16 protein-coding genes, 1 tRNA gene and 3 pseudogenes are annotated in these 17,143 nt (G+C 61.5%); 12 read left to right on the forward strand and 8 right to left on the reverse strand.

The features are described from left to right. Positions 1–34 precede the first annotated feature (34 nt). Genes FJ546_RS24125 through FJ546_RS24145 form a run of 5 tightly spaced genes read left to right on the forward strand, consistent with a single transcriptional unit; the run spans position 35 to position 3,461 of the window. Positions 35–547, forward strand: a complete 513-nt coding sequence (locus FJ546_RS24125) for a tail fiber protein (protein WP_140891612.1) — start codon at positions 35–37, stop codon at positions 545–547. 11 nt (positions 548–558) lie between these two features. Next, complete coding sequence (locus tag FJ546_RS24130; protein WP_140891613.1) at positions 559–1,062, forward strand: tail fiber protein; 504 nt, start codon at positions 559–561, stop codon at positions 1,060–1,062. A 12-nt stretch (positions 1,063–1,074) separates the two neighbouring features. Beyond that, on the forward strand, positions 1,075–1,602 hold the full coding sequence (locus FJ546_RS24135; RefSeq protein ID WP_140891614.1) for a tail fiber protein: 528 nt from the start codon (positions 1,075–1,077) through the stop codon (positions 1,600–1,602). Positions 1,603–1,625: 23 nt separating this feature from the next. Then, positions 1,626–2,906: a hypothetical protein gene (locus tag FJ546_RS24140; protein ID WP_140891615.1), complete on the forward strand. Its 1,281-nt coding sequence runs from the start codon at positions 1,626–1,628 to the stop codon at positions 2,904–2,906. Positions 2,907–2,918: 12 nt separating this feature from the next. Next, positions 2,919–3,461, forward strand: a complete 543-nt coding sequence (locus FJ546_RS24145) for a GNAT family N-acetyltransferase (protein WP_140891616.1) — start codon at positions 2,919–2,921, stop codon at positions 3,459–3,461. Between the two features lie 343 nt (positions 3,462–3,804). On the opposite strand, the gene FJ546_RS24150 is transcribed toward FJ546_RS24145, so the two are convergent. Next, positions 3,805–4,074 (reverse strand): hypothetical protein, encoded by a 270-nt coding sequence (locus FJ546_RS24150; protein WP_140891617.1) that lies wholly within the window; start codon positions 4,072–4,074, stop codon positions 3,805–3,807. Positions 4,075–4,439: 365 nt separating this feature from the next. Between FJ546_RS24150 and FJ546_RS24155 the strand changes: the two genes are divergently transcribed. From FJ546_RS24155 to FJ546_RS24165, 3 genes and pseudogenes are all read left to right on the forward strand, one after another. Further along, on the forward strand, positions 4,440–5,237 hold the full coding sequence (locus FJ546_RS24155) for a SapC family protein (protein ID WP_140891618.1): 798 nt from the start codon (positions 4,440–4,442) through the stop codon (positions 5,235–5,237). A gap of 564 nt (positions 5,238–5,801) precedes the next feature. Next, positions 5,802–6,404: pseudogene (locus tag FJ546_RS24160) on the forward strand (serine protease); the annotation flags it as partial. 392 nt (positions 6,405–6,796) lie between these two features. Then, positions 6,797–7,090 (forward strand): adenylate cyclase, encoded by a 294-nt coding sequence (locus FJ546_RS24165; RefSeq protein WP_140891620.1) that lies wholly within the window; start codon positions 6,797–6,799, stop codon positions 7,088–7,090. 782 nt (positions 7,091–7,872) lie between these two features. Here the strand turns inward: FJ546_RS24165 and FJ546_RS24175 are convergent. From FJ546_RS24175 to FJ546_RS24195, 5 genes and pseudogenes are all read right to left on the reverse strand, one after another. Beyond that, on the reverse strand, positions 7,873–9,012 hold the full coding sequence (locus tag FJ546_RS24175; RefSeq protein WP_140891621.1) for an epoxide hydrolase: 1,140 nt from the start codon (positions 9,010–9,012) through the stop codon (positions 7,873–7,875). A gap of 279 nt (positions 9,013–9,291) precedes the next feature. Continuing rightward, a complete protein-coding gene (locus FJ546_RS24180; RefSeq protein ID WP_140891622.1) occupies positions 9,292–10,722 on the reverse strand; it encodes a pyridoxal-dependent decarboxylase in 1,431 nt (476 codons plus the stop codon). A gap of 137 nt (positions 10,723–10,859) precedes the next feature. Then, a pseudogene (locus FJ546_RS24185) lies at positions 10,860–11,047 on the reverse strand (NrsF family protein); the annotation flags it as partial. 70 nt (positions 11,048–11,117) lie between these two features. After that, positions 11,118–11,315: pseudogene (locus FJ546_RS24190) on the reverse strand (alpha/beta fold hydrolase); the annotation flags it as partial. Between the two features lie 111 nt (positions 11,316–11,426). Next, positions 11,427–12,383: an NmrA/HSCARG family protein gene (locus tag FJ546_RS24195; RefSeq protein WP_095790249.1), complete on the reverse strand. Its 957-nt coding sequence runs from the start codon at positions 12,381–12,383 to the stop codon at positions 11,427–11,429. A 118-nt stretch (positions 12,384–12,501) separates the two neighbouring features. Here FJ546_RS24195 and FJ546_RS24200 point away from each other — a divergent pair, with 118 nt between their 5' ends. Further along, the gene (locus FJ546_RS24200) at positions 12,502–13,392 is read left to right on the forward strand and encodes a LysR family transcriptional regulator (protein WP_140891623.1); all 891 of its coding nucleotides are present in this window, start codon (positions 12,502–12,504) and stop codon (positions 13,390–13,392) included. A gap of 43 nt (positions 13,393–13,435) precedes the next feature. Here the strand turns inward: FJ546_RS24200 and FJ546_RS24205 are convergent, their stop codons facing one another. Together FJ546_RS24205 and FJ546_RS24210 are read right to left on the reverse strand one after the other, a co-directional pair. Further along, positions 13,436–13,693 (reverse strand): hypothetical protein, encoded by a 258-nt coding sequence (locus FJ546_RS24205; protein ID WP_095773424.1) that lies wholly within the window; start codon positions 13,691–13,693, stop codon positions 13,436–13,438. 752 nt (positions 13,694–14,445) lie between these two features. After that, positions 14,446–14,520: transfer RNA gene (locus tag FJ546_RS24210), tRNA-Gly, on the reverse strand. A gap of 211 nt (positions 14,521–14,731) precedes the next feature. On the opposite strand from FJ546_RS24210, the gene FJ546_RS24215 reads away from it, so the two are divergent. The 3 genes from FJ546_RS24215 (at position 14,732) to FJ546_RS24225 (ending at position 17,120) form a co-directional block, all read left to right on the forward strand. Beyond that, positions 14,732–15,229 (forward strand): prolyl-tRNA synthetase associated domain-containing protein, encoded by a 498-nt coding sequence (locus FJ546_RS24215; RefSeq protein ID WP_140891624.1) that lies wholly within the window; start codon positions 14,732–14,734, stop codon positions 15,227–15,229. 81 nt (positions 15,230–15,310) lie between these two features. Then, entirely contained in the window at positions 15,311–16,324 is a 1,014-nt protein-coding gene (gene trxA, locus FJ546_RS24220) for a thioredoxin (RefSeq protein WP_140891625.1), read from the forward strand. A 124-nt stretch (positions 16,325–16,448) separates the two neighbouring features. Then, the gene (locus FJ546_RS24225) at positions 16,449–17,120 is read left to right on the forward strand and encodes an LON peptidase substrate-binding domain-containing protein (RefSeq protein ID WP_027047556.1); all 672 of its coding nucleotides are present in this window, start codon (positions 16,449–16,451) and stop codon (positions 17,118–17,120) included. The last annotated feature ends 23 nt before the right edge of the window (positions 17,121–17,143 follow it).

Here is a 17,143-nt window from a genome sequence, read left to right on the forward strand (position 1 = left end):
TTGTCTGTGCTTACCGACAGGCGAGGTAGCGGCGATGGCGGAACCATTTCTTTCCGAAATTAGAATCATGTCATTCGTGTTCGCGCCGAAGGGTTGGGCCCTGTGCAACGGCCAGCTTCTGCCAATCAATCAGAACCAGGGCCTTTTCTCGCTGCTCGGCACCACTTTTGGCGGTGATGGCCGTGTGAACTTCGGCCTGCCTGACTTTCGGGGCCGTATTCCGACCCATGTCGGCAACGGCCATACACTGGGCGAGCGGGGTGGGGAGCAGGCGCATACGCTTTCGATAGGCGAACTGCCCCAACATACGCATGTCGCGAACGCGTCCATCACGCAGGGCAACTCGACCAACCCGAATTTCTCAAATGTGGGCAACGTCCTGGCGAAGGACCCGGGAAATATTTACGGCCCCGCCAACAATCTGGCGGCACTGAATGCGGGAAGCGTGTCCAGTATCGGGGGCAGCCAGGCGCATCTCAACATGCAACCCTTCCTGACGCTCAGTTTCTGTATCGCCCTGCAGGGCATTTTTCCCTCGCCGAACTGAGGAACGCGATCATGGCACAACCCTATGTTGGCGAAGTTCGGATGTTTGCCGGCAATTTCGCGCCGGCAGGCTGGATGTTCTGCGAAGGGCAGATCCTGCCGATCTCGGAGAACGAGACGCTGTTCCAACTGATCGGCACCACCTATGGCGGCGACGGCGAAAGCACCTTCGCGCTGCCCGACCTGCGCGGGCGTCTGCCGCTTCACCAGGGCAATGGCTTCATTCTCGCCGAGACGGGCGGGGCCGAGGAAATCACGCTGACAATCCAACAGATTCCGGCGCATTCCCATCCGTTTCTGGGAAATATCGGCAACGGATCACAAGCCTCGCCGCAAAACAATGTTCTGGCAAGTTCGACATTGGTCAAACTCTACGCGCTTGAAACGGCAGACGCGGTGATGGCAACATCCGCCATTTCCTCTGTCGGCGGCAGTCAGCCGCATACGAATTTCCAACCTTATCTCTGCGTCAATTTCATCATCTCGCTGTTCGGCATTTTCCCGTCGCAGACTTGAAGAGGGACCGTCATGGCCGATCCGTTCGTCGCCGAAATTCGTATCTTCCCGTTCAACTTCGCGCCCACGGGCTGGGCGTGGTGCGACGGTCAGTTGCTGCCGCTTTCGCAGAACACGGCTTTGTTCTCACTGCTTGGCACCACTTATGGGGGCAACGGCAAGTCGAATTTTGCCTTGCCCGATCTCCAGGGTCGTTCACCGATGCATCCGGGGCAAGGGCCGGGACTCTCCCTCCACGATCTTGGTGAGACCGGCGGCTCCGAGACCGTGTCCCTGCTGGAGTCCGAGATGCCCATGCACAACCATGCGATGCGGGGAACCGTTGAAGATGGAACGCAAGGCACCCTGACCCCCAACATCACCCTGGCCACCTCGATCGGCGGGGCTGCGTACCAAACGACCACCAACGCCAATCTAGCGCCCATGAGCGGCAACGCGCTCGCCCCCGCCGGCGGAGATCAGCCGCACAACAATCTGCAACCCTATCTCACCTGCTATTTCTGCATCGCGCTGCAAGGCGTTTTCCCACCGAGAACCTGATGCCGAGCCACGGGACCAATCAAATGGCCAAGACGGCAGCTCCAAAGTCGAAAGCGGCCAGTGGCAAGAAGGCCGACGCCGCGGCGTCTCCCGCGCCCTCCCAGCAGGTGACGGCCAGCACACCGTTCTTCGAACTGTCGCGGCTGATGGTGGTCGGCATCGATTCCGCCGCGGGACGGCTGATCCAGAAAGCTCAAGCCGCGCCCAACGGGTCGTGGCCCTCCGCCTGGTCGATCATCGCGCCCGGCGCCTGGATCATCATGACCGCCGGCCTGACCAAGGACGGCCGCGTGGCCGTGGTCGGGCAGCCCTCGGGCACCACCAATCTGTCCTTCATCACCGAGGACGCCAACCAGATCGGCCCGATCGAAAAATGGAATCCTCCGGTCGGCATCGGCGCGCCGCCCGGCGTCGCCAGCTACCAGAAACTGACGATGGCCAACGATGCCGACGGCCGCATCGAAATCTTCCTCACCGACAACCAGGGCCGCATCTGGTGGATCTACCAGAATCCGGACCAGATCGCGCAGGTGCAGAAAACCATCACCCCGCCCGGCACCACGACCCCAATCGTCGTCACGGTCGATCAGCTTGCGCCGCCCGCCAAGCCGTGGAGCGACTGGATCCAGATTCCCGGCGGGCTGGTGGCAATCACGGCCATCCGCCAGGCCGACGGCCGCATCGCGCTGTTCGGCATCAATTCGGGGCTGCACCTCTACCGCTGCCAGCAGACCAAGGCGCAGGCGCTCAAGGCCGCCGACTGGACGCAATGGGCGCAGATCGATACCGGGCAAACCGGTGGTTTCATCGAGATGGCACCCGTGGTCGGCCCGCTCGGCGCCACCAACCTGTTCGCCCTGACCCAGAATGGCCAGGTGCTGCACACGCGCCAGAAGCCCGCCGGCTCCGATACATGGACGCAATGGGCAACTACAGGCTACTCCAGGGTGCCCAAATCCGGGCTTGCCGCCGGCATCCAGGGCGATGGCGACATCGTCCTGGTCTCGTCCGACCAGCAGCGTGTCCTCGCATTCAATGCGCAGTGGGACGCCGCCACCCAGAATTGGTCAGGATGGCGCGATTTCGGCGTGTCCCTTTTCGCGACGCGCCTGACGCTCAACTACAATGCCGACGGCCGGCTCGCTCTGTTCAGCCTGATGGTCATGCCGAACGGCACCAACTCGCTCGGGACGGTGAGCCAGATGGCTATCGACAGCTCCGAATGGGAGTATAACTGGACATTGCTGACCGAAGACAACCTCAAGCAGATCGTCGTCGTGCGCGACCTGACGCCGCCGGTCTGACGCGCCGGCAGCGTGGCGGACTCCGGCCTGGAACCGTTTTCTCCGGTCTGGTCCCGGTCGCGCAAGGCCGGGCTCATCTTTCGTGCGTCGGCCGCGGCGGATTTGCCGTTCCTGTCGCTTCTCTACGCCTCGACGCGCCTGGAAGAACTCGCCGTGACCTCGTGGAGCGAGGCGCAGAAGGCGGCCTTCCTCGCCATGCAGTTCCAGGCGCAGCATGCCCACTACCGCAAGCACTATCCCGAAGCCGACTGGCTGGTGGTGGGCCGGGCCGGGCAGGACATTGGCCGCCTCTATATCGAGCGCTGGCCAAGCCAACACCGCATCATCGACATCGCTTTTATGCCGGAGCATCGCCGCAGGGGCTATGGCTCGGCACTGTTGCGCGACCTCATCGACGAAGCATGGTTAGCCGGCAAATCAGCTTCGATCCATGTCGAGAAGAACAATCCGGCGCGGCGGCTCTATGTCGAGCTCGGCTTCGCGGTGATCGCGGACAAGGGTGTCTACGATCTGATGGCCCGTGCGCCGCCTGGGGGCGGTGTGGTCGGTTCGTGACAGGCAGGGGAACCGAGGGCAGGGAGCACCGTTCGCTGACGGACCCATACTGGCGACTGGCGCGAACATCAATCGCTTCGTGATCCTATGGCGGAGCAAGGAGCGAAGCGCCGCTGCGCAGACCCCCTGGAGCTGCTCCGCAGCCCAAGGGATCCATGCCGGGACTCCCGAGCGCCGCCACGGTGCGGAATTCCGCTCCCGCCGCACACTTCGATTAGACGTCACGGAATGGATCCCAGGTTCTCCGCGACGCCGCTTCGCGCCGGCTCCGCCCTGCGGGATGACGAGGCGGGGGCTCCGGTAAATCTCGGGGTTTCCGATGGTCCGCTGAACGCCAGCGACCCTAATTGAACACCGCCTCGTAAAGCCGCCCGGTCGCGTCGGCTGCGACCGGCACGATGAAGATGTCGTGCACCCCGCTTGCGCCGGTGAAGCGATAGGTCGCCTGCGGCAGCGGCGTTTCGCGCGGGCCGCGGAACATCAATGAAAAGCCGCCGCCCGGACGCGGGCTGGCGGCGATGGGGGTGACCGCGCTCAGTTCCATCGAGACCGTCCCTGCACCGGCCTCGACGGTGAACACTTGCCCCTGTTCGAAATCCGCTACCAACGCCATGCCATCCGCCTCAATCCACTTGCTTCTTGTTTAACGCGCTTCCCTTGGGAAAGCGCCATGCGCTTTTCCCGGGAAAAACAGCCAAGCACTTCCTGGAATTGCTTTGCGGGCGCAGTCTCGCCGCTTCGCGGCAGGCTGTCCATAGGCCGGCAGCAGCCCAAGCGCCGGCGAGACAAATTCGTCGGGGCAAACCGCAAAATACCACGGCGGCCGTGCTTTTATGCGCGCCACGGACACTGTAGTACTTTGTCCCTGCGCCGGAGTCTTGGCCCGACCAAGATCAGCGCAACAAGAGCAGATGCCAGTCCTGGGGTCTGATGTGGAGGAGCCGGCCTGATCGGCCGGCGGGAGAAAGGGACGGGACCATGACTGATATCGGGGCGAAGACGCAAGCGGCGCCGGCGGATGCTGCCATGCCGCTGTTCTATTCCAGGCCCGAAGCGCTCAACCCGGTGCGGCACGGCTCGCTGGGGCTGACCGCGCGCGGCGACTTTGCCTTCGCGCGCACCGCGCATGCCATTCCGGTGGTGGCGTCGGAAATGCCGGCGGCGATGCGGTCTTACCCGATCGTCTTCATCGGCCCGGCCAAATCCCCTGTCATCATCACCGGCGTGCGCCAGGGCGAGAACCTGTTCGTCGATGCCGACGGCCGGTGGACCGCGCCGCATTACGTCCCCGCCTATGTCCGCCGCTATCCCTTCATCCTTGCCGAGGACCCGACTGCGGCAGGCCGGCTGACGCTGTGCGTGGACAGGGCAAGCGAGCGGGTCATCGACCAGCTCATGGCGCCGTTCCGCGAAGACAAGATCGCGCCGTTCTTCAGCGGCGGCGAGCCGACCGAAGCAACCAGGCAGGCGCTCGCCTTCTGCGACCAGTTCCAGATCGACTTCAGAGCCACGCGCGAGATGATCGACAGGATCGACGCGCATGGCCTGTTCGCGCCGCGCCAGAGCAAGGTGACGCTGGAAGGCGGCGAAGTGCTCAACCTCACCGATTTCCAGGTGATCGACGAGCCGGCCTTCAACAAGCTGAGCGACGAAGCCTTCCTCGACCTCAGAAAGTCAGGCGCGCTCGGCCTGCTCTACTGCCACCTCGCCTCGACCAACAGCTGGACATCGCTGGTGCACCAGGCATCGCTGCGCAAGGCGGATGGGACGAAATAGGCTTGGAGGGCAGGTTCTGACCCTAAAATGCAGAAAGGCCGCAGCGGGCTTTTCGACGAGTCTGCGAGCGGATCGTGGCGTATGGCGTGGGACGATGGTTGATGGCGCACCGCGACACTGAGACTTACTACAAGCGCTTTCCGGGACTGCCTTGGAGAGCGATCCAGTTTTTTGATCACAGCAATGCGAAGCAACCGGACGGAACGCTGAAGGCTCATTCTGTCTGGGAGTTCATCGAAACCTTTCCTAAAGACAAAGGCGGCATTCCACAGCCTGGCGCCGTTGATGCGATCTGTCAGCGGCTGTGTGGCATGGGGTACCTCAGCTTCATGGGCACAAGCCGCCCCGCAAACGTTGATGGCGCCGGGAACACATACTTCTGTTTGATAAGAGCTGAACTGGACCCTGGCCCCATTTCAAGACTTCTTGACTGTGCGGTCTACGGGTTTCCGTGCATCTACGACGTCTTCACACCGTCGATTTTGCCAATTTCTCACGTCGCGGTAGGCACTGACAGAACGTCTATAGGTACGGCATTTGTTGTAGGTCCCCGGGGGGCTCTTAACAGCCGCCCATTGCCTCGAAAATGCCTCTCGGCTGGCAATCCGGGGTCTGACGCCTGAACAGTTGCGAGGCGCTCGGTTTTTCGTGAGTTCGAACGAAGCCCTTGATCTCGGTTTCGTCTGGTTTGCGGAACCGGTGTTTGCCTCGTTACCGCAAATAACTGCTGGACGTCCGACTATTCTTCAGGAGGTGATGGCCATTGGGTATCCTGACATTGCCGGATTTGTACCGACCTTGGCAGCCGAGAAGGCCGCAATTTCATCGCGGTTGACCGCCACTCGTGGCACGGTAGCTAGCAACCCGTTCGAGATATTCGCCAAGACTGAACTTCTGCTTATCACAGCTCGCGTGCGCGGCGGCTTCTCAGGCGGCCCGGTTCTAGACAATCGAGGGAACTATGTGGGTGTTGTCTCGAGGGACTCCGCGCATCAGCACGGCGATAGCTTGGACAGCGCGATTCATCAGTACGACAATCTAGGTTACGGAACGGTAGTTCCGACCGACGCTATAGTCCCGTTCATCGATGAGCTAGGCTCGGTGGACGGTAGGCTGGCGAGGAGCCTAGATATGAGCGGTACCGATTTCGACTCTTTTGCAGAATAGCCCTCAACTGCCATCCCAGTGGGCGCATGATAGACAAGTATCCTGCGGTACCCCTGGCCTCGAGAAGCTTTTGTAACTGGCGGTAGAGGTTCCACCCGCCCAAAACGAAAAAAGCCGAGGCGAACCCCGGCTTGCCGACAGGCCGGCACAGCGCCGCCTGAACATCGGTTTTCGTGCGCGATCTCAAGTCGGTGCAGGAATTCCGGATGTTACGTGCACCCAACGGAAAGCGTGGGTTAGCCTGTGCGACAGGCCACGCCGGCGGCGCCCGACATCACAGGTTCGTGATGCTCGGGATGAATGGCGGCCCGAAAAGCGTTTCAGTCTTTGTTCGCCGGGTGCTCCTGAGACCGCGAGCGCCCTGAAATCAAACCGATTTTGGGAGAACAACGATGAAACATCGCCTCATCCCCATGGCGCTGGGCTTGCTGATGACCTCCGCCGGCCTGGCTTCGGCAGGCAACGTCCACTCAGTAACGGGGACGAAAGGTCAACCCGATCAAACGATCGGCACCGCTCAGACAGGAAGTGTCACGCCGGGCAATGCCAGCACCGCCCCAGGCTCAGCCTTCAACCCGGACGGAAATGCGGGAATACATTACGCAGGCACCCAGCCGCAGAACTCCAAGAACCCGAAGAGCGTATCTCAGTACGACGTTGCCGGCTTCCAGCAGTCCCATAAGTGACGTCCAGCTCTTGGGCGGTCGAGGTTCAATCCGCTAAAACGAAAAAGCCGCGGCGGACCGCGGCTTTTCGATGCTTGATTCCCCTTGAGGAAACTGGAGCGGGTGAAGCGATTCGAACGCTCGACCCCAACCTTGGCAAGGTCGCTCTTTTCCGCTGAAATCAAGCGGTTAGCTCCAAAACCGCTTCATTCCCGCGCGAAATATCTCAATGAATACCGTGCAGGTGTAAAACTATCTAGCACATTTAAGACCAGGACTCGGCCTGCCGGCCGCGTCAAAAATGAGTCCTTGGTCGACGTGCACTGCGCTGGAGGATCTTCCACAGCAAACCTTTTGGCCTAAAGGCGGAATCCCTCGCCAATCGCGCGAGCGTTGCTGCCGGACCGCAATGCGCCCAATCTCGGTCGCGAAGGCCGGCGTTGCGATTTCCCGAAAGCGGACATGGCGGCGATTGCGTTATAGGTCGCGATTGCGCCAAAAAGCGGTATTCAAGAGAGTTTGCTTTCTACAGGACGAATGCGAGTAAGAACTCGACCAAGAGCCCTTTGCAGCGCCACAGTTCCACCATAACCTGTCGCACGCGCCACGCCTGCCGTCGCGGCGTATAGATGGCGTTACGGGTTAGTTAACGCAGGTCTTGGCGCTGTAGATTGGTAGCAGGCCAAGACGGTCGATCGCCCTTCACAGCTGGCCTGCGCCGATGCGGTCTTGACGACGCAGGGCATTGAAGCCCTTCGCCGCCAGCGCCACGCGCCGCGCTTCGGAAACGGAGATCTCCACCTTCAGGAGCGCGATCCCGACACCGTCGCGATAAAGCCGCGCAGGTCGGCCAGCATCAGTTCCGGCTCTTCCAGCGCGGCGAAATGCCCGCCCCGCGGCATGTCGGTCCAATGCACGACGTTGTAGGTCTTCTCCACGAACGAGCGCGGCGACGGCAAGAACACCGGATCGGGGAAGGCCGCAACGCCGGTCGGCACCTGGATGCGGGTGCCGGCCGGAAGCATCCGCGACTTCTCAAGCCGGCTGCCGTAGTAGATCCAGGTTGCAGTCACGAACGATGCCGGCGCCATGTAGAGCATGATGTTGGTGAGGAGTTCCTCCTCGGAAAACTTGCTCCAGATGTCGGGGGCGCCATCGGCGGTTGTCGGAAGATCGGCCCACTTGCCGAACTTTTCGAGTATCCAGCCCGCCGCTCCGACCGGGCTGTCGGCCATCGCGACGCCGAGCGTTTGCGGACGGGTTGCTTGCTCGTGAAAGTAGGCGCTCTCCCGATCGGCAATCGCGGCCCGCTTGGCGGCGAAGGACTTCTCCTCGTCGGTCGTCGGAGCGGCATCCTCCGCATGCACGGTCATCATGTTGATATGGATGCCGAGCAGAGCGTCCGGTCGATCATGCGCCGCCCAGACCGCGAGGGCGTGGCCCCAATCGCCCCCTTGAATGAAATACGGCGCGTCGCCGAACAGTTGGATCATCAGCCGATGCACGAGCGCAGCAGCCCGCCGCGGGCCGATCGGGCCCGTGATCGGGTTGGAGAACGCGAAGCCAGGAAGCGAGGGGACGACAACATCGTGCCCGTCTGCGGCGAGTGGCTCCAAGAGCCGCTCGAATTCGAGATACGAGCCCGGCCAGCCGTGGAGAAGCAGGATGGGCGGCTTGGAGCCGTCGCCCTTCACATGAACGAAGTGGAGGTGCTCGCCTTCCACGTCGGCCGTGAAGTTGGGGAGTGCGTTAAGGCGCCGTTCGACCGCCCGCCAGTCGTAGCTGTCTCGCCAATAAGCGGCGAGCCGCTTGAGGTCATCAACCCCGACCCCCGCCGACCAGCCTCCCGCATCCGGCAGCTGGCTCCAGTCATAAGCCTCGACCTTGGCTCTGATCGTGGCGAGCCGTTCGTCAGGGATGTTGATCGTGTAGGGTGAAATCATGATGTTCTCCGCTTAAGCTGGGATGCGGTTCGATGGAAAGGGCGTCCACCGATCTGCTTCGAGAATTGGTATCCAGGCATGGCAAACGACAATCACGAACCCAGCAACAATTCCGCAGCGGCCTGATTGCCACACAATTCCTCATGCTCTCCACTTCAGGGAGACAGATGGAGGAGACGGACGCACCTCCGCAGCTTCGCGATCACATCGTAATTTCAATCAGCCCATCGAACGTCGCTCGTCCGGTAGACAACGGCCATGGCGAGCCTCGTCGGCCCTTCACGAAAATTCCGGAACGAGCGCGGCTGCCGCTTTTTGCATCGCGCCCCAGACCGCCTCGGTATCGTGTGCATCCGTCGATATCGTGCCGACCGATACACGAACCATCCAATGCCCGGCCGCGGTGGCGGGCGTGACATAGGCTTGGCCCGACGCATTCACCGCATTCGCCCATGCGCGCGTGAAATCATCGAAACGATGGGACGGCACAGACTTCGGACGATACACAAGACATACGGTTTGCAGAACGACGGGTGCGACGACCTCCCAATCCGGTGTTGCTTCGACTTTCGAGCGGAGATCTTGGGCCAGGCCGATGTCTCGCCGCAACCTGGCTTGTAGCCCGGAGACCCCCTGCTCCCGTATGGCGAACCACAGTTTCAACGCCCTGAATCTTCGCCCGAGGGGAATACCGGTGTTGCGCAGATTGCGCACCTTCTCGTCGGCCTGGGATTGGAGGAAGCTTGGATCAGCAGACATAACCCGAAGCAGGTGGGGCTCATCACGCACGAAATAGAGCGAGCAGTCAAAAGGCACGCCGAGCCATTTGTGCGCGTTGATGACTACGCTGTCTGCCTCTTCGATGCCTTCCCACATCCATCGCAGCTCCGGCAGGATCATCGCATTTCCGGCCATGGCAGCGTCGATGTGGAGCCACAGACCGTGTCTGCGCGCTATGTCGGCGATCTTGGATACCGGATCAATGGACACGGTAGCGGTCCCGCCCACGGCCGCGACGATCGCACAAGGGGTGAATCCGGAGCGGATATCCGCATCGATGGCATCCTGGAGCGCCGCTGGATGCATTGCAAAATTGACGTCGACATCGACCATGCGGACATTCTCACGACCGAAGCCTGCCAGCAGCGCCGCTTTTTCCACCGACGAGTGAGCGCTTGTCGATGTGTAGATCGTCAATGGCTTAAGTTCCGCTTGCAGGCCTTGGCGAGCAAGCGAAAACCCCGTTGTTTTCTCCCGGGCACACAGCAGGGCGACCAAGGTGCTTGTCGATGCCGTGTCGTTGATAACGCCGAACCAGGCGGAAGACAGGCCAACCATTTGCCGGAACCAGTCCAACGTGACCTCCTCAATCTCCGTTACAGCGGGCGATGACTGCCAGGACAGACCCAGCACCCCCAGTCCGCCGCTCACCAGGTCGCCCAGGATACCTGAGCCAAGCGAGTTTGAGGGAAAGTAGCCGAAAAAGCGCGGGTGCTGCCAATGCGAGATATTCGGAAGAACGACCGAATCGAGATCGGCGATGATCTGATCGAAACCCTCAGCTTCCACCGGCGGGACGGCCGGAAGCATCGCTTTCACGTCGCCCGGCCGTGTCGCAGGTTGGACCGGGTAGTCGGATATCTTCGCATGATAGTCCGCGAGCCAGTCGATGATTTCGTGACCTCGTTGTCGGAATTCCTCGGGCGTCATTTAGACCTCTATGGTTGTTTACTTCGGAGTTGGCTGGATGTTCCAAGCTATGGGAGAACGTGTCTCGAATGGCAATCAGTGAAACGAGGCCGCGCCGGATAGGGGGCAGAACACTGTGATGCCACCAATTCAAAGATCTACCACCGCAGTAGTTTATGGCCGGCCAGAGCGCCAATTCCTGTAACAACGATATGGCGATCGGATACCAGAGGAGGACGAAGAGCGGGCTGTCGTCGTTGCAATTTGCGGCATAGAACGTCGCCGCTATCCCGGCTGACGCTAGGCCCGCTGCGGCCCCCGCAATTCCCGGCCGAGCCGGCGCTCCATTGCCGAAGGGCCACAAGAAACGCTTGCTGATGACGGCGTTCACAGTGGCTTCGACGAAGGCCGAAGGTATACGACTGCCCGAAGCCCGGTAGGTCCGGGCAGATTACGGTGAGCGACGGAGCCAGCCGATCTGCCACCTGCCGCCATGGCATGTGTGTCCGCGGATAACCGTGGAGGAGAAGGACGGGCGGCCCCTCCCCTCCCTTCCTCAGCCGGATCTGACCGCGTGATGTTTGGATGGTTGTGAGCTCGAAGCCTGTGAACATCGAGTACGTTTTTCGGGATTTTCAGATGGATCTGTGTTCGAAATCCCTCTTGCCGATAATGGTTCCGGCGCTCGACGTGCGAGTAAACGAGCGGCGAGCGACCGAGGTTCACTAGCTGAGACCGAACGCCCTTTTTTCGCCGTCCCAACCGGTCTTGATCAGGAACTGCTCCCAGGTGAGACTGGAGGGATTGATCCGCCTGCTCCACGAGAGATCCCGGTCTTTCCGGAAATATCCGTATTCGACCGCGTATTCCGCCATGCCGATGTTTTCTCGAACGAGCTCGGGATTTTCCCCGAACTCCGGAAAATGACGAACCAGCTCATCAGGGGTGTAGGCTGATGCATACACAGCCTTCCGGCCCGTGACGCGCTTGAAGGTCTCGATCATCTCGGCCGGTGATAGAACGTCCCCGATGATCGGTAGCGTTTGCCCGGCATAGATGTCGGGATGGTCGAAGATTTCCAGAACGGCTGGTCCTGTCGCCGTCAGCGGATCGACGAAGGGTGCTCGGAAATGCTCCGGCAGATAGATCGGAAAGACGAGCGTGTCGCCCTCCTTACGCGGCGTATAATATTCGAGAAGGTTCGTGTAGAAGAACGCGAGCTCGACGAATGAGCTGCGAACAGGAAGACCCTGGATATAAGTCCCGACGCGCGCCTTGTCCGTGAAATGCGGCGCGAACTTCGAACCTCCGGTGATCTCATCGACGTTTTCCAGCGTGCTGAAGACGATGTGCTCGACACCTGCCTCGACCGCGGCATCTGCGAGATCCCTACCGATATCGAACTCGTAGGTTTCCGGCGGGGCGACGACTGGAGTCATCAGGAAGGCGCCCTGCGCTCCCCGAAACGCTTTCACAAAATCGCTCCTGTGGTTGATCGCAAGCGGCACGGCGATGAGCTCAGCGCCCTGCTCGGCCAGCTTGAGGGCCGCAGGCGAGTCTGGACGACTTGTCAGCGCACGAACGTGATACCGTCCACTCCCCAACAACGACTCCGTCACGCTCCGGCCCTGCTTGCTCAGGCTGCCTGCGACGACAATGGTAGGCTTTTGATCGATCGACATGTGTATCTCCATCACTTTCCTGGAGCAGCGCAGCACGGCACTCCCTGGAGATTAAATCGCACCCTGTAGACCATATGTGAAATCGATTGATTTATGCGCTAGTATCCATGTCATGGATATGAAGCGTATCGACCTCAACCTACTCGTCAGTCTCGAAGCTCTGCTTGTCGAGCGCAACGTCACAAGGGCCGCAGCCCGGCTACATATGAGCCAGCCGGCGCTCAGCGCCCAACTGAACCGCCTTCGTGACCTGTTCAAGGATCCCCTGCTCGTGCCGGCGCATCGTGGCATGGTGCCGACCGCCAAGGCCCTGGAGCTGATCAGACCGCTCAGAGCTTCCCTGGATCAGCTCCGCGGAACCCTCCAGGGCCATGACAGCTTTTCCCCCGCGACAGCCGAGCTAACCATCTCGATCGCCTGCACCGACTACGTCGAGGCTGTGGTGGTGGCGCCTCTGATCGTGGCGCTGCGCGACAAGGCGCCCAAAATACGGGTTGCGGTGCACCGCTTGGCCCCGGCAAAGTTAACGCAGCAACTGGCGGATGGCGATGTCGACCTGGCCATCGCCACGCCAGACACCGGGAAAGCTTACCTGAGGACCTGGCACCTGTTTGAGGAGAGCTATATCCTTATCGGCCGTCCCGGCCACCCACGTATCAATGAAGGGGCGACCGCAGCGGGGTTTGCCGCGCTTGAACAGGTGATAGTCTCGCCTTCTGGAGGCGGATTTACGACCCCCGTCGACGCCACCCTGGAGGCCCTCGGTCACTCCCGCGCCATTGTCGCGTCCGCTGCCTCATTCCTTGTTGTTCCGAGCATTGTCGCCAGCAGCGAGCTCGTTGCACTGGTGCCGCGCCGCCTGATGAGCGACCGTTTAGCTGAAGTCGCGTGGATAGACGTCCCTTGGCTTTCGGAGCGGTTTCAAGTGGAGCTCATTTGGCACGAGCGCACTCACGCGCATCAGGGACAGCAATGGATCCGCGAGCAGATCCATCTCGCCTCCCGCTGACCCACGCCATTTCGAGCGAAAGACAGATGTCTCGGGTATTCGTTCAACGGCACTCCCTGACTGGAAACATGTCTTCACCGTAGTGATGGAGCCGGGTGTGATGGCGGCGGCACAACCATCGGACCGTCAACGGCTCCTCGTATTGATCGTGATGGGCGTCGACGGCTTCGACACCGCAAACTTCACAAGTTTGCCTATCAATCTCGCCTGCCTTTAGGGCTCGCTGAACCGCGAGATGGGCTTCGTATTTGCCGGGATTGGCCCGTCGCCAGTTGGCCTGGCGGGTGTCCGTCTTCAGCATGTTTCGCTCCGCTTGATAGGCTGTGATCGTTAGATAGCACGCTTTCAGCACGTGCGGCCAAGAGCGGGTTTATTATTCGATCCTACGGCGCCGCGCATAGTCGGAGCGCGCCAGGTCCATTCGTGCCGAGTTCCTTACGAAGGGGTGCCGATGTCGTTTAGCGGTCGGGTTCCAGCCCGGAACACCCTCTACGCAGACTGACGGCAATGCCAAACGGCGGAGCACCTCTAACGGGCACGCAGCGTTCTACAGGCAAGCCAAACGGCAGCTAATCGTCAAATCCGAACAGAAGCGGACGGTCTGGAAATCGGCCCAAAAGCTGTCGCTTACAGGGGCACGTTCCGAAGGTCAGCACCTGACGCAAGCAGATCCTTGCCAGAGGTGAACGAGGTTAGTTTGAATCCTTACCGCGGACGCAGGGCTGCATGATGATTTGCGCCGCTTCCACGATTTAAGAGCAACGGCGGCTCCTACATTTTATTGGCGGGGCGCTCGTTCAGGGTCATCGCCGAAATCCTAGCTTGGGAGGAGGATCGAGTGGAAAAGATCATTCGTCGATATGTCTCGCGTTCAGCGGCCACACAAGCGATTGTTCGCCAGCTCGACAGGACCAAAGAATGAACGGCTGCTGTAAAACTGACTGTAAAACTGCGCCCACACAGGTCGCTGTTACCTCCGCCCATCTCGGTTCCAGTACGCGAAAAAGCCGCGGAGTTCCGCGGCTTTTCGACACTTGGCTTCCTGAAGGAAACTGGAGCGGGTGAAGCGATTCGAACGCTCGACCCCAACCTTGGCAAGGTTGTGCTCTACCCCTGAGCTACACCCGCTCACACGGCGTCTTGGCCGCAAGCCGCGCCTATATGGCTGAAGAGCGCGGCGATTGCAACAGGGAAATCGCAGGCTTTTTTCCACATGCCAAACGATGCCGGCAAACCGCCCGCGGCGCGGGGATTTCATCGGCCTGCCGTGCGATGGCCTTGTGTCGGCCACCGCATTGGCCGTAAACGGCAAGGCGGAAAACGACGAAGAAGACGATCGATGCCGAAGACCGAAGCCGAACTTTTTGCCTTTCTCGCCGAACTCGGCATCGCCGTTTCGACGAAACGCCACCCGCCGCTCTATACGGTCGCCGATTCGCAGGCGCTGCGCGGCGAAATCGCCGGCGGGCACACCAAAAACCTGTTCCTGAAGGACAAGAAGGACAATTTCTTCCTGGTCACCGTCGACGAGGACGCGGTCGTCGATCTCAAGCAGATCCACCAGCTGATCGGCGCCGCCAGCCGGGTTTCCTTCGGCAAGCCGGAGATGCTGATGGAGCTTTTGGGCGTCTCGCCGGGCGCCGTCACGGTCTTCGGCGTCATCAACGACACGGCGCACCGGGTCAAGCTGGTGCTCGGCGAGGATTTGATGGCGCATGCCGTCATCAACGCCCATCCGCTGACCAATGAGGCGACGACCTCGATCGCGTCGGCCGATCTCATCAGATTCGTCGAGGCAACCGGGCATGATGCTGCTATCTTGAAAGTCTCGGCATGATCGCCACATGCATGGCGAAACCGACTTCCAATGACATGGCGCCGACCCCCGGGCCGGCGGCGCGACCGAAAGGGTGACGAGATGAGCGACAACAAGCCGTTTGGCGGGTCATTCGGCAGCAGTGGCGGCCAATATGCCACCACCGTTCAGTATGGCGGAACCGCAGCCGCGCCGGCAAAGGTCGCGCTTGGCGATGCCGCGCCTCCCGCCCCCGCTGCCACTGGCGATGTCATCAAGGACACCACGACCGCCGCCTTCGCCGCCGACGTCATCCAGGAATCGCGCCGCCAGCCGGTGCTCGTCGATTTCTGGGCGCCGTGGTGCGGTCCCTGCAAGCAGCTGACGCCGCAGCTGGAAAAGGCGGTCCGGGCCGCAGGCGGCAAGGTCAAGCTGGTCAAGATGAACATCGACGATCACCCCTCGATCGCCGGCCAGCTCGGCATCCAGTCGATTCCGGCCGTCATCGCCTTCAAGGACGGCCAGCCGGTCGACGGCTTCATGGGCGCCATCCCCGAAAGCCAGATCACCGAATTCATCACCAAGGTCGGCGGCAAGGGCAATGGCGCCCCGGCCGTGGCCGAGGCGCTGGCGGCCGCGACGGAAGCGCGCGAGGCCGGCGACATGCAGACCGCCGCCGAGATTTTTGACGCCATCCTGGCGCAGGCGCCGGAGACGATCGAGGCGATCGCCGGGCTGGGCGATCTGCTGTTCGAGGCCGGCGACGCGCAAGGCGCCGAGGCTTTGCTGGCAACGGCGCCCGAGGCCAAGAAGGACGCGCCTGTTCTCGCCGCGCTGCGCGCCAAGATGGCGCTGGCCGCGCAAGCAGCGGAACTGGGCAATCCGGCCGAGTTCGAGCGCCGCCTGGCCGAAAACCCCAAGGACCATCAGGCGCGTTTCGACCTGGCCATGATCCAGAATGCCAGGGGCGAACGCACGGCGGCAGCCGACAACCTGCTGGCCATCATCAAGGCCGACCGCGGCTGGAACGAGGATGGCGCCAGGACGCAATTGCTGCAGTTTTTCGAAGCCTGGGGCATGACCGACGAGGCGACGCTGGCCGCGCGGCGCAAATTGTCGGCGCTGCTGTTTTCCTGAGCCGGCGGCTGTTTCGTCGCACGGGCTTGTGGTCGGCGGCGACCGCGCCAGATTAGGAAGCTGACTTCGGCCAAGCCGACGATCCCGGCGGCGGGCGGTGAATGAAGTCGATCGGAGGAATGTGGTGCAAGCGGGAAACGCGCATTACCGGCTGGCCAAGGATCTGCCGTCGACGATCCCGATCTTTCCGCTCGAGGGCGCGCTTTTGCTGCCGGGTGGCCGCATGCCGCTCAACATCTTCGAACCGCGCTATCTGCAGATGGTGGACGAAGCGGTCGCCGGCTCGCGGCTGATCGGCGTCATCCAGCCCCGTCTGGACGGCGCGCTGCGCGAGGATGGCGAGCCTGAGCTGTGCAATGTCGGCTGCGCCGGCCGCATCATCGCCTTCTCCGAAACCGGCGACGGCCGTTACCTGATTTCGCTGCAGGGCGTGTTCCGCTTCCGCATCGCCCATGAACTGACGGTCAAGACGCCGTTTCGCCAGGCAAAGCCGGCGCCCTTCCTCGCCGATCTCGACGACGATCCGGCGGCCAACGAGATCGACCGGCCGGCTCTGCTCAAGGCGTTTCGCGCCTATTTGCAGGCCAATGACCTCGAGGCCGACTGGGAAAGCGTCAGCCGCGCCGAAAATGCCATGCTGGTCAACGCGCTGTCGATGATGGCGCCCTACGGTCCGGCCGAGAAACAGGCGCTGCTCGAAGCCGCCGACCTGAAGACGCGCGCCGAAACGCTGATCGCCATCACCGAAATGGCGCTGGCGCGCGAGAATGAGGATTTCGGCTCGAGCTTGCAGTAAGATGTGTTGAGATTCAGGTCAGG

It is taken from the genome of Mesorhizobium sp. B2-4-19, assembly GCF_006441315.1.
In the GTDB taxonomy this organism is placed as follows: domain Bacteria; phylum Pseudomonadota; class Alphaproteobacteria; order Rhizobiales; family Rhizobiaceae; genus Mesorhizobium.

Excerpts from the sequence above, each read along its gene's own strand:
- FJ546_RS24175 (WP_140891621.1), bottom strand. The coding sequence starts at position 9,012 with ATGATTTCACCCTACACGATCAACATCCCTGACGAACGGCTCGCCACG.
- trxA (WP_140891625.1), top strand. The coding sequence starts at position 15,311 with ATGAGCGACAACAAGCCGTTTGGCGGGTCATTCGGCAGCAGTGGCGGC.
- FJ546_RS24140 (WP_140891615.1), top strand. The coding sequence starts at position 1,626 with ATGGCCAAGACGGCAGCTCCAAAGTCGAAAGCGGCCAGTGGCAAGAAG.
- FJ546_RS24135 (WP_140891614.1), top strand. The coding sequence starts at position 1,075 with ATGGCCGATCCGTTCGTCGCCGAAATTCGTATCTTCCCGTTCAACTTC.
- FJ546_RS24150 (WP_140891617.1), bottom strand. The coding sequence starts at position 4,074 with ATGGCGTTGGTAGCGGATTTCGAACAGGGGCAAGTGTTCACCGTCGAG.
- FJ546_RS24130 (WP_140891613.1), top strand. The coding sequence starts at position 559 with ATGGCACAACCCTATGTTGGCGAAGTTCGGATGTTTGCCGGCAATTTC.
- FJ546_RS24155 (WP_140891618.1), top strand. The coding sequence starts at position 4,440 with ATGACTGATATCGGGGCGAAGACGCAAGCGGCGCCGGCGGATGCTGCC.
- FJ546_RS24195 (WP_095790249.1), bottom strand. The coding sequence starts at position 12,383 with ATGTCGATCGATCAAAAGCCTACCATTGTCGTCGCAGGCAGCCTGAGC.
- FJ546_RS24180 (WP_140891622.1), bottom strand. The coding sequence starts at position 10,722 with ATGACGCCCGAGGAATTCCGACAACGAGGTCACGAAATCATCGACTGG.
- FJ546_RS24165 (WP_140891620.1), top strand. The coding sequence starts at position 6,797 with ATGAAACATCGCCTCATCCCCATGGCGCTGGGCTTGCTGATGACCTCC.
- FJ546_RS24125 (WP_140891612.1), top strand. The coding sequence starts at position 35 with ATGGCGGAACCATTTCTTTCCGAAATTAGAATCATGTCATTCGTGTTC.
- FJ546_RS24215 (WP_140891624.1), top strand. The coding sequence starts at position 14,732 with ATGCCGAAGACCGAAGCCGAACTTTTTGCCTTTCTCGCCGAACTCGGC.
- FJ546_RS24205 (WP_095773424.1), bottom strand. The coding sequence starts at position 13,693 with ATGCTGAAGACGGACACCCGCCAGGCCAACTGGCGACGGGCCAATCCC.
- FJ546_RS24200 (WP_140891623.1), top strand. The coding sequence starts at position 12,502 with ATGAAGCGTATCGACCTCAACCTACTCGTCAGTCTCGAAGCTCTGCTT.